Annotated in this window: 9 protein-coding genes and 1 other RNA gene; all 10 read right to left on the reverse strand. The window is 30.3% G+C overall.

Annotated features, from left to right (window positions below; translation table 11 throughout):
• Nucleotides 1-829 precede the first annotated feature (829 nt).
• The 10 genes from ACVHXK_RS01550 to rnr all read right to left on the reverse strand — a co-directional run bounded on the left by ACVHXK_RS01550 (nt 830) and on the right by rnr (nt 12,398).
• Entirely contained in the window at nt 830-1,408 is a 579-nt protein-coding gene (locus tag ACVHXK_RS01550; RefSeq protein WP_461204589.1) for a hypothetical protein, read from the reverse strand.
• A gap of 737 nt (nt 1,409-2,145) precedes the next feature.
• Nucleotides 2,146-3,372, reverse strand: a complete 1,227-nt coding sequence (locus ACVHXK_RS01555) for a hypothetical protein (protein ID WP_461204590.1) — start codon at nt 3,370-3,372, stop codon at nt 2,146-2,148.
• A gap of 638 nt (nt 3,373-4,010) precedes the next feature.
• On the reverse strand, nt 4,011-5,159 hold the full coding sequence (locus ACVHXK_RS01560; RefSeq protein WP_461204591.1) for an MFS transporter: 1,149 nt from the start codon (nt 5,157-5,159) through the stop codon (nt 4,011-4,013).
• Between the two features lie 32 nt (nt 5,160-5,191).
• A complete protein-coding gene (locus tag ACVHXK_RS01565; protein ID WP_461204592.1) occupies nt 5,192-5,674 on the reverse strand; it encodes an SPASM domain-containing protein in 483 nt (160 codons plus the stop codon).
• Between the two features lie 44 nt (nt 5,675-5,718).
• Nucleotides 5,719-6,204, reverse strand: a complete 486-nt coding sequence (locus ACVHXK_RS01570) for a hypothetical protein (RefSeq protein ID WP_461204593.1) — start codon at nt 6,202-6,204, stop codon at nt 5,719-5,721.
• Between the two features lie 672 nt (nt 6,205-6,876).
• Nucleotides 6,877-7,068 carry a hypothetical protein gene (locus tag ACVHXK_RS01575; RefSeq protein WP_461204594.1) on the reverse strand — a complete coding sequence of 64 codons (192 nt, stop codon included), beginning with the start codon at nt 7,066-7,068 and terminating at the stop codon, nt 6,877-6,879.
• A gap of 390 nt (nt 7,069-7,458) precedes the next feature.
• Nucleotides 7,459-7,813: a transfer-messenger RNA gene (ssrA, locus tag ACVHXK_RS01580) on the reverse strand.
• A 264-nt stretch (nt 7,814-8,077) separates the two neighbouring features.
• Complete coding sequence (gene smpB / locus ACVHXK_RS01585) at nt 8,078-8,551, reverse strand: SsrA-binding protein SmpB (protein WP_461204595.1); 474 nt, start codon at nt 8,549-8,551, stop codon at nt 8,078-8,080.
• A 346-nt stretch (nt 8,552-8,897) separates the two neighbouring features.
• Entirely contained in the window at nt 8,898-9,923 is a 1,026-nt protein-coding gene (locus ACVHXK_RS01590) for a branched-chain amino acid aminotransferase (RefSeq protein WP_461204596.1), read from the reverse strand.
• 306 nt (nt 9,924-10,229) lie between these two features.
• Nucleotides 10,230-12,398: a ribonuclease R gene (rnr, locus tag ACVHXK_RS01595; protein WP_461204597.1), complete on the reverse strand. Its 2,169-nt coding sequence runs from the start codon at nt 12,396-12,398 to the stop codon at nt 10,230-10,232.
• Between the last annotated feature and the right edge of the window lie 440 nt (nt 12,399-12,838).

Genomic DNA, 12,838 nt, shown 5'->3' on the forward strand with positions numbered 1-12,838 from the left:
ACATAAATCTTCTCCTGAAAATGTACATAGACTTAAAAATTTGTCTTCTGTAAGTTTACTTTTTCGTTTCACAAATTGATGCTTTAAAGCCATTTTTTCAATTACTCCAGAGTCAAATAATTTCTGTAAGTTTCTAGTTAGAATTCTTAATTTTTTATTCATATATTAACATCCTTCCATTTTGAATAAGCTAAAAATCATATGTTTATGGTTTATAGACTTATTATTCGTTGTATTTTACATAAAAGTAATATATAAACTAATTATATAATATTTGCATATTAAACAAAAAACAAAGAGTGGTTTATAACCCTTTATATGGGATAAACCACTCTGATTTAAGAAATTTATTTTTTATTGTAATCTAATAGGTAACATCTAGATTTGTTATTTTACATAAATTGGTTCTGTTAGGTTGATGGCTATGCGCAAAGACCTTCGAAGGCAATGAATATTTTGTTTAATTTGTAAATATTTGTTCACAACCCCTGAGGGTGTTAGTCCTTTAATTTTTAGTCTTTTGTTCAAATTTGAGCATCCTTTCTCCTGTAGTATATAAAACTATAATAACATAAATGCTCTAAATTATTAACTTGATGACCATGGTACCTGACCTCTACCTGCCCCCTTACTGGGGGCACGTAGGGACCCAGCAGTTCTTACACCATAATAGGGCTATAAAAATAATACGCCCTATAATATGGATATTATTGTAAAATAAAATATAAATTTGAAATGCATTATGAATATTATTCCAAATTTAAATAATATCACTGGCCTGTAAGGAGTACTTGAAGAATTCAGTCTAGAAGCGTACTAGAGTTGTTTGCTAGCTGCTTTTATTACCTGAGAATGAATATGTATATTCACCAATCATCTCATCATCGATAAATCCTTTTGTAGAATACTCAATATCATTAAATCTCCCTTGCTGAATCTTAGTTTCAATGAAATATTTCTTACTGCTACCTTCTATTATATCAACTTCAATTGTTTCTTCATCATTTATACTCAGTTCAATCCTATCAATAGAGTTGTTATTTATAATTCCATAGATAGTGTGATAATAAGTATCATCTTTATGAAGATAATCAAAATAACATTCATATGAATTCGTCTGGTAATCATCCCAGCCATTATCTTTTAAAATCTCTATTCCTGTATCAGAAACACTATAAAAAGCAACATTAACAACTTCATTACCTTCACTTGTTTCAAGAGAATATAGTGCCGCCCATACTAAGTCATCAATTTGTTGCGTATCAATAATTGTAACTGTGTCTACATTATTACGCTCATTCAATATGTCACTCAATGAGTACTCTTCACTCTGACAGCCAGTAAATAAAATTAGTTGCATAAATAAAACTAAAACTATTTTCAAATAACTGTTCATAAAAACTATCATTCCTTTCTCTGTGCTCAATGCACAAGAATTTATTAAAATAATTTAAGTATCTAGGAGTCATGTTATATCAGAAAAAACCGTTAGTAATTACATAAGAGAAGAAGGCATAAAAGCTATTTGGGTAGTCATTATGCTAAAATTACCATTGACCCTGATTTCGATAATAAGCTTCAAAATGCACGCTCAGTATTCCTATAGTCTTGTATAAGATTTCTTATGAATCCCTTAAGCATCTTAACTCTGATGTGCAATTTCTTTTACAGCATCTGGACTATAATTACCTGAAACTCTATGCTTAATAAAACCACTATTTTTTCAAGCATTATGAATCCAGCTATTTAAAGTGGGTTTTCCAACTTTAAGCTCTTTGCTACCTACTCAATACAGATAGCTTATGAATGAATAGTGATTTATAGCATCATAATGTATATTTGTTTTCCGAATAAATAGTAACCCCTTGGTTTCTTGTTTTATTTTACACCACACTAAGGATTGTTTCATTTAAGTCGTCCAATTTCTATTCTAGCACAACTTGAAAGAATACTTTTAACTTGTATACTTAATATGCTATCAAAGAATCAAAAATTTGATTGTTCAATTTATAAAGGATTTTAGAAAAGACATCAAAAATACAAATTGATTAGGTTTTATTGGCATGCTTAAATCCAGAAAATTTCTTTCAAGTTATCGGTTCTATACAATTTAGCAAGTAAAGTTTTTTACCTGCTAAAGTAATTTTAGTAATCATATCTTATGTTAATATTTTGAGTAGCACTTTTTACGTTTCCATGGCCATCTCTAAATTTAAATGTTACTTTACTATCTATACCAGCATATGTTCCAGTAGAATACCATGCAGTTGAAGGTTGAAATCGCTCATTGTTTGCCATAGCTGCTCCATCATTATCGACAATCCATCTCCCATAATCACTTGCTTGACTACCCTGTCTATCAATATCTATTACATTTTCTAACGAGAAATTATAATATAATGCCCAAGGAATAGCAACACTGATTGTTCCTGCCGCTTCATTTTTATCAGCTGGTAACCACTCCCAAATATTGTCCGCTGAAAATGGAAGATCATGCGTTACATCAAGTTGATAGTAGTAATATAGTTGGTGATAGTCTGCAACTTCGTAGTTGGTCTTAACTGTAAAGTTGTCATAATCTTTGTCTACTTCATTATTATCTTTATATAATACCCAATCTGTATTAAGATTCGCTATCTTTGAAGTTCCAACATAAAGTGGTGTATTAATGTTGAAAGCTGATTTAACTTGCTGACTAGCAGCCATTGCTAGTGATTTATTTACCAGCGGTAACGTGTAACCCAAAAGTTTAACATTATTCTCTCTCTTAGCTTCTATCCTTTTACTTAGGGAATCAAGAACTTCAACAATAATCATCTCAGGATCTAAAACTTCTGAATCTCTATCATATACTTCAAAATTATATAAAGAAATGTCTTCCCCATTATTAGAATATCCAATTAAGTCATACCCTTGATTCTCTTCAACAGCTGGAACACCTTTTTCGAGAGTATCATTCTTAAGAGATTCATATTCAGCATCTGAAACTCCAAAATTAAACTCTTCTCCAAGAAGTTCAGTAAACATCTTCGGTGTGATATCATTTCCATATAAATATAGAGAATTTCCTTTATCCAATTTCTTAACAATTTTTTTTAGTAATTTCTTATCAAAAGCAAGATCATCATAAGAATATACATATACTTGATTATTCTTATCACTGTTAATTGCGTCAATATCTGTTATTAATTCTTTATTAAAGTATTTCTTATACTTTTCAGACTTCTCCAATACTTTCTCATTATGATATTTTTTAATTTTGTCAGATAAATCTCCATTTAATGATTCTGCTAGATTATTTGAAACACAAATATTATACTGCTCAATTTTTTCTTCAACTCCAAATACGTTTGATGTGAGTAAGATAAACATAAATACACTCAATTCAAAAGGCGAAGCCCCACAAATATTGTCTCATTAATTTTCTTACCTTGAAAATCTTTGCATACTCTAACAGTCTAGTATTATATCCAGTAGGAATAGTTAAATTCAATTGAAAAGGAGTTTATCTGCCAAATTGTGCACACCTCCACCTATAAAATGCACACCCCATCATTTTTCTCTTCAATGGGTGTGTGCATCTAAACTAAAAAACCACCAATATTTCTCTCTAAACCCACAATATCTTATATTCCATTCACTCCAAAAAACACTGAAAGCCACTGATATCAGTGGCTTTGTATTGTATCCATATTTTAATTCTTATTTGTGTGTAGACAAGCCTTCGATAGATTTTCGCATTTTAATAGGGCTTAAAATAAAAAAGCCCCCCTAGATTTGAAGGCCCCTGAAAAACCCCCTATTTTTTATCTTTTTATAGATTTTTGACATCTTTTGAGAATTGGAGTTATAATTTTATTTACTAAAATCCAATATGAAGTAGTTTTTTAATAGTTCTTCTTTTATTTTAAAATAATGGTCTCTTACTATTGCAAATGCTTTAAATATGCTGATTTAACTTTTCTTTTCTTAAAAAACATGTTCTTTTGCGTTATGTTAAATCATTAAAACTAGTTTCTATTATTAAGCTGTTCAATTGTAAAGTAATGTATCCAAATACTTGTTATCAGTGGTATTAAAGATATAGCTAGTGAAACAACCCAAATGAACATTAAGTTGATGCCATATAGCAAACTGGCAACGAAGAATCCAATTGAAAATCCACAAAATCTAATTGTTGAGTATAAAGATAGCAAGGTGTTTCTATTATATGATTTAATTTCTCGGTTAATTGATGTATAAAAACATGAAAAATATATACCAACAAAAAATTCATATGACAAAAATCCCAAAATCACAGTTAGTTTATAACTGGTAACCATTAAAAGTAGCGAAAAGAAAATCCCTACATTAATTTGAATCATCTTATAAGAATTATTTTCCTTTAAAACTTTTAACTTTTTGAATACAACACTCCCTAAAAGTGTTGCTATTGATAAGACTAAATAAAACACTCCTAATTGTGATTCTTCATAACCAAATTCAACGACTTGCCTTTGCCATATAAAAAGAAACATCCCCAAAATTATACTAAACATAAAATATGAAAATGAAAATCTTTTGAGAACTCCATTGCAAAGGATTTCTTTTAGTGACTCTTTAATAAAAACATTATACTTCACTCTTTTTTGTACCCCTTTATTTTCAGGTATAAAAAATATCGGTAAAAATCCAATTAATAGTAGAATTCCAGAAAATAAAAAAGTATATGATGGATTTCTTGATATTAAAATTATTGAGAATAGACTTCCAATTACTAATGTTAAATTTCTGATTATTACTTCATTAGCAATAGCTTTGTCTTTGATTTCACCTTCCCCTAACTTTTCTAATTCAGAAACTAACCACGCAGTAAAAACACCTGACACTAAAGCTGAACCTAATCCTATTAAAAACATACACAAAGCTAAACTAAGGAAATTATCAAATTTTGAGATACCAATATATGATAATGAACATAAAAACACACCAATTAATAATATCTTTTTTCTTCCATATAAATCCGCTAAAGTGGCTAGTATAAAATCAAGAATAGCTATCGTCAGGTTTGGGGTCATCAAAATAAAACCAATTTGCCATAATAATAAATTCTTGTGATCAAAATACTGTGCATAATTTGCACCGATTATTCGATCTGACAAAAAATAGATAAATGTCATGTAATAATAAGTATATATAATTAACTTTACTCTTAACTTATGTCTTCTTGTGGAATTTGAGAAATATGTGTGTGAAATTTCGGATAATCTCCCTTCATATCAATTAAGTTATTGTATTTCTCCTTCAAAAAATCTGGATATACTGGTAACACATATTTTTCCCAGAAGTATCTAAACGAGTACTTGTGATAGCTTGCTTGAGTAGGATCTCCTTGAATAGAATAAGCTTCCCCTGGACACGTTAAACAAAAATATCGATACCTACAATTTGTGCACTCCCTATAGTCAGATTGCTTCCACTTTGATGATGGATGCTGATTAATTACTTCCAAGAAATTATCAATATTAACATTTTTAATATTTCCCAAAATTAAGCTTTCATACCAAGGGCAAATTATTATTTCACCATATAAATTAATAAATATATTATTGGACATATGAGAACATGGATGATCATTAGGGTTCACTTTGTCCCAATTTTTACGAGTTAAATCATAATATCTAAACAGATACATACAATTAATTCTACAGTTTTTTGTTTCATCATCAATATAATAACTTAATAATTCTGAAATTTTATAGCTACCTCTTCATATGATGGGAGATTACTAAAAAACTCTGTATCTAATTTCCCTCTTACTTGTGGAAAGACCATATCCCATGAGTGAACATCTAGACCCTTAACAAACTCATAAAATGGGATTAAACTATTAATATTGGCATTATTCAATATTGTATTAACTATTATTTGTATATGAGGATATTTTTTTCTTATCAGCTTAATATTTTCACTTATATTTAATGATGTATTGGTACCTTTTCTAAATTTTTCTTCAACCGTTGGTACGTTATCGATTGAAATTCTAGGATCACCTTTGAAATTTGCTAAATAATCATCAAATTTATCTTCATCAAATAATGTCATATTTGAAAACAATACTGTATCCATCATACTTAAATCACTGAGTAATTTAGATTTTAACATAGGCTCTCCGCCAGAGATTGATACTACTTTACTTCCGTTTTCTTTAAACGATTTTACCATCTCTACTAATTCTACTTCAGATAATTCTTCCTTTGATTTTAATTTCCGAGATTAAAATTTCCAAATAAAGAAGAATGCAAGTTTATAACATAATCAATACATAACTTATCTACATAGTTTAGTTACAACCTTAATGATTATAGTTTTTGATAAAGGCTCTAGTTCTCTACGATATGATAAGGAAATTAAACTATAATCAAATACTTTTAAATTATTTTGGAAAAGATGGTGAGTATGTGAATGTAGAACTCACAAAGATAAAAAAACTACGCCTACTTCTGTTATATAATATATTTGCAATGCTCTTCATAACCACATCCATTCCAGTAAATGTCTATCTAAGATAAAGGTGCAAAAGAACTTTATCCTTCATGAGTATAGAAACAATAAGTGCTCTTTCCATAAATAAAATCTAGAATCCATTAGTATTGAACTGGAAAAAATGTTTCGGATAAATATTCAGTCGCTTAAAGCAAGATATTTTTTTCTATATTTTATTCTTTGTAATATTATAGTCCTATTAATTACAAACGTAGACAAGCTTATTTTAGATATTATTATACCCCCCATTCCAAATTTGTAAATAATTTTCATATACGAAATTCCGACAATATGTGGCAAAAAGCCAGTCAAAGAAATTTCCACTTCTCTTTAACTGGCCTAAATAATATCCTATTCAATTCCACACTCAATCTCAGTTCCATCCAATAAACTTACAATTAATCTTCCACCATCATAAACCGTTATTTTCTCTATAACTTTAATATATAAATCTTCATCAAATTCTTTTACAGGCTTTGCTTTCTTAAATATATCCATAAATCTCTTAGCTGTTACTTTTTTTAAGAATATCATCTCCCTCAATCTGCTCTTTCCACTTATACGTGAAATAATCTATATTTTCAAGAATAGAATTATAGGTATCAATAAATGCTTGCTACAAAACTTTATTATCTATATGTTTACTCTCACAGCCTTTTACACCTTTGCTTGGATATTTATTATTACAGTGCCATACAATTCCTTTTGTTTCTTTATCAGGTAAGGTCCAAATTTTCTGCCAAATTATGCACACCCCACCTAAAAAATGCACACCCCATGATTCCTATCTTCAATTGGTGTGTGCATCTAAACTAAAAAATTACCATTATTCTTCTCCAAACTCACAATATCTTATGCTCCACTTCCTCCAAAAAACACTGAAAGCCACTGATATCAGTGGCTTTACATTGTATCAAAATTTTAGTTCTTATTTGGTGGAGGCGAGGGGAGTCGAACCCCTGTCCGAAAGCAGTATCACTCTGACCTCTCCGAGCGCAGTCTATTCTTTAACATTCCCTCCGCAAAGCGCCAATAGACGGGCTCTTTACTTTAGTAGCTTCATCAGTTCCGTTCTTAGCTCAAAGCTTTGCTAAGCTCGGTTCCCCACTAATTGACGCCCTATCCAAGGCCGTGGGCCTCCAAGGTAGGACGAGCTACCAACTAGGCAGCTAAAGCGTAATTATCGTTTGCGTTTAATTTAATTTTCCTGGTTTTTTATCGCGGGACTAGGTCCCTCGGCTCGCTATCACAGCTGTACAGGCCCCCGTCGAAAGCCAAATACGCCCCCATATTTGAGGCAATGCACAATTTTCAATGCACAATGCACAATTATGGATGATTTTTCTACGCAAAATCTTTAAATTAATTAAAAGCAAAAACTTTTAGTTAATACAAAAGCGAATATTACAGTCGAATAAAAACTTCTTTATTAAAAAGAGATTCTTTATTCTTTGCTTTTCAATATTCATTTGTCAAATTCATATTTTAAAATGCCACCGTGGTGACAATATCTATCTTACTATAGGTTAATCTCTTTGTAAATAGTATTCTACTAGTATCGCATCCTATTTTTTAGCTCTCTGTCAATTTCTCTCTTTGCTTCCTTTTCTGCAATTGTATGTCTCTTATCATAATCTTTTTTACCTTTTGCAATTCCTAGGACCATCTTGACCTTTCCTTTTTTCAAATAAAGTGCCAAAGGTACGAGTGTGTACCCCTTCTGTCCTGTATATCCTTGTAGATGCTCTATTTCTTTTTTGTGAAGAAGAAGCTTTCTATCTCTAAGAGGATCTTTATTAAATATATTCCCTTGTTCATATGGACTTATATGCATACCACATACAAACATTTCACCATTTCTTATAGATGCATAACTATCTTTTAGGTTAGCCTTTCCAGCACGTATTGATTTAACTTCTGTACCAACAAGAACTATTCCCACTTCCATTGTTTCTTCTATAAAATAATCGTGTCTAGCTTTTTTGTTTTGAGCTATATATCTCTGTCCAGTATTATTAGCTGCCAATTCATCACCTTCTTAACATAAAGTTCTAATTTAATAATAAGTCTGCAATAAAATATTATACTACAATAAAGCTACTCCGTCAAATATGTGAAAATAAAGTTCACAGTTTGCGGTTCACAATTTTAAGTTCTAGCCGTCATTTAAGATCTTTTAGCTTAAATTCATATCTATACACAACTTGTTAAATCATTAAGTCCTATGCACATTTATATATAATTTCAAAAACTTTTATCTTTATTGTTTGTCTTTATTATGTTTTTGCTATTTTTAATAAAGATTCTCCGAGGCACTCGGAGAATCATCATAAATTGTGCATTGTGCATTGTGCATTGTGCATTGAATAAAATTATTCTACTTCAAATATCCATCCCTCTGGTGCTTCTACATCACCAAACTGGATTCCATACAATGTATCGTAAAGTTTTTTAGTTACAGGACCTACTTCTTTTTCACTATAGAATACATGTAACTCTTCTTTATGTTGAATTCCACCAATCGGAGTTATAACTGCTGCTGTACCACATGCGCCTGCTTCCTTAAACTCATCAATATTATCAATAAATACATCTCTTTCTTCAACTTCCATACCTAAGTATTCTTTAGCTAAATAAAGCAAAGAGTATTTAGTTATACTTGGAAGAATAGACGGTGATATAGGTGTTACAAATTTATCATCTTTTGTTACACCAAAGAAATTTGCCGCCCCAACTTCTTCAATTTTTGTATGCGTCATAGGATCTAAATAAATACAATCTGCAAAACCTTTTTCGGCAGCTATCTTGTGTGGAAGCATACTTCCTGCATAGTTTCCTCCAACTTTTGCAGCTCCTGTTCCGTAAGGTGCTGCTCTGTCAAAATCAGATACAATAAAGTTTACTGGAGATAATCCACCTTTAAAATAAGCGCCAACTGGCAAGCAGAATACGCAGAAAATATATTCTGGAGCTGGACTAACACCTACAGTATTTCCAACACCAATAACAAATGGTCTGACATATAATGTTGCTCCAGTACCGTACGGTGGCACATAAGCCTCATTAGCTTTAACCACTTGTTTAACTGCATCTATAAATTTATCTACTGGTATTTCTGGCATTAATATTCTACTTAAAGAATTGTTTAATCTTTTTGCATTTTCGTCAGGTCTAAATAATTGTATCTTACCTTCTTTTGTCTTATATGCTTTCAATCCTTCAAAACATTGCTGACCATAATGAAGTGCTGTAGCAGCTTCATCAATAGCTATTTTATTATCTTCAACTAACTGTCCATCATCCCATTTTCCGTCTTTCCATCTTGAAACATAACGTAAATCGGTTTTGATGTAATCAAACCCCAAATTACTCCAATCAATATTCACTTCTTTACCCATAAGTACCCCTCCCCTTTTTTTATTAAAACAAATGTGCAATTTGCAGAGTGCATAGTGCAGTTAAAACCTTATAAATCAAAACCACTAAAAACCTATAAACCCTCAAATCTTTAATCCTTTAAAAGTCAATATTCTATTGAATAAAAGATAATTATCTACTAGCATTCACTTCACTCTGCAAACTTCACTCTGCACTCTTATTTTTAAAATTGTGCATTGTACATTGTGCATTATTCATTGTCTTTAACTTGTATATATCTTATTACACTATATCAAAAAAATCAACTATCTAGACTAATTTTATCCTTATGATATCAAATCATCAATATTCAAATTATCTATGTCATCTTTATCATCTACATCATCTTTTACTAGTTCAAAATAAATTTCTCTATTATCAATATCTACTCTACTAACTATAATTTCTGCTCTATCTCCTAGCTTATAAATATTTTTTGTTCTCTCTCCAATTAAACATAGATGATCTTCATCATATACATAATAATCATCATCTAATGCTGATATGTGCACTAACCCCTCTACAGTATTAGGAAGTTCAACAAACATTCCAAAGTTAGTGACAGAAGAAATTATTCCTTCATACTTTTCACCAATTCTATCCTGCATATATTCAGCTTTCTTCAAATCGTCTACTTCTCTTTCCGCTTCTTGGGCAATTCTCTCTGTATCTGAGGACTGAAGAGATGCTTCTCCTACTATATTTTTAAGCTTAGCAATCCTCTTTTCATCAATTCCACCATTTATAAACTCTTTTATAATCCTGTGAATTATCAAATCAGGATACCTTCTTATAGGAGAAGTAAAATGAGAATAATATTTAGCTGCTAGGCCAAAATGCCCTACAGGCTCTGGAGAATATTTTGCCTTTTTTAAAGATCTAAGTAAAAGTGTATTAACTATTGTTTCTTCTTTTTCTCCTTTTACTTTTTCAACGACTTGCTGCAGCTGTTTTGGGTGAACTTCATTTTTAAACTTCACAGCATATCCTAAATTATATACAAATTCATTAAATCTTTGTAATTTTTCCTCATCAGGATCTTCATGAATTCTATATATGAAAGGTACATTAGCCCAATACATGTGCTCGGCTACAGTTTCATTACATACAAGCATAAATTCTTCAATGACTCTGTTAGCAATTTCTCTTTCATATGGTCTTATATCTATTGGCTTACCCATTTTATCTAGTATTATTTTGCATTCTTCAAAATCAAAATCTATAGCACCTCTATCAGTTCTCTTTTTATAAAGTATCTCGCAAAGTTCTCTCATGATTTTAAAGTCTTCCACAAGATAGTCGTATTTTTTTATAAGCTCTTCATCTTCATCTTTTAAAATTTTAGTAACATTTTTATAGGTCATTCTTTCATTTGTCTTAATAATACTCTCAGATATTCTGTAGTCTACAACTTTACCATCTTTATTTATTTCCATAAAACAAGTCATTGCTAATCTATCAACTTTAGGATTTAAACTACAAATCCCATTTGACAATTCCTTTGGTAGCATAGGTATTACTCTGTCTATAAGGTATACAGAATTTCCTCTTTTAAAAGCTTCCTTATCTAGAGGATTTTTTTCTTTAACATAATGAGATACGTCTGCTATATGTACTCCTAAATAATAATTACCATTTTCTAATATCTCAATAGATACCGCATCATCTAAATCTTTAGCGTCCTCTCCATCTATAGTGACCATTTTAATTCCTCTTAGGTCTTCTCTCCTCTTATATTCTTCTTCTGGAATATCCACTGAAATATTGGCAGCAAAACTCTGTACCTTAGCTGGGAATTCTTCAGGGAGAGCAAATTTTTTAATTATTGTTAATATATCTATGCCTTTTTCGCCTTTTTTACCTAGAACATCAACAATTCTACCTTCTGGACTTCTTCTATTATCTGGCCATTTTGTTATTTCTACAATAACTATATCTTTATTTTTCGCTCCATTTGTATCTCCTTTTGGAATAAAGATATCTTTGGAAATCTTTTTTTCCTCCGGAATTACAAAACCAAAGTTTTGACTTTCTTCATAAACGCCTATTACGTTATTGTTAGCTCTCTCAACTACTCTAACAATTTCTCCTTCTCTTTTTTTACCTCTATTTTCTTCTTTCGTTACTTTAGCTAGTACTTTATCTCCATTCATTGCACCATTCATATTTGAAGCTAATACAAAAATATCCGAAGCGCCATCTTCAGGTATTACAAATCCAAACCCTTTTTGGTTTCCTTGCAACCTGCCTGAAGTCAACCCCATTTTTTCTGGTATTCCTATATGATTTTTTCTGTTTCTTATAATGAACCCTTTGCTTTCCATTTCATTAATTAAGTCTTTAAATTCATCCATCTCATGTTTTTTTATTTGAAATATAAACGCTAAATCCTTCATCTTCATTGGCTTAGTTGCCTGTTCATTTAAAAATCCTAGCACAATCTCCATTGGTATCATTTAAATACACCTCCATTAATATACCTACTAATCTATTTTTATCAAAAATTAAATAAATATTCTTATTTATATCTTTCCATATTATGATAACACTATTTTAATACAATGCACAATGCACAATTTACAATGCACAGTCAAAGTCAAATACAAAGTCAAAATCAAGACCAAACTCAATGTACAATGCACAGTACACAATTAAAATCAAAACCTAAAACAAAATCAAATTCTAAATCTAAATCTACATCTACATCTACATCAAAATAAAAAATATCATTATATAATTAAATAACATAAGACAGTATTAATTCAATACACAGTGCACAATGCACAATTAAAATCAAATACAAAACATAAAATATAAAAAGAAAACTTAAAATAGTACCCCTTCAATATACAGAATTAGATTAATGCACAAATGTAGTTATTTTTCTTTCCTTTGT

It is taken from the genome of Clostridium sp. DL1XJH146 (assembly GCF_054819755.1).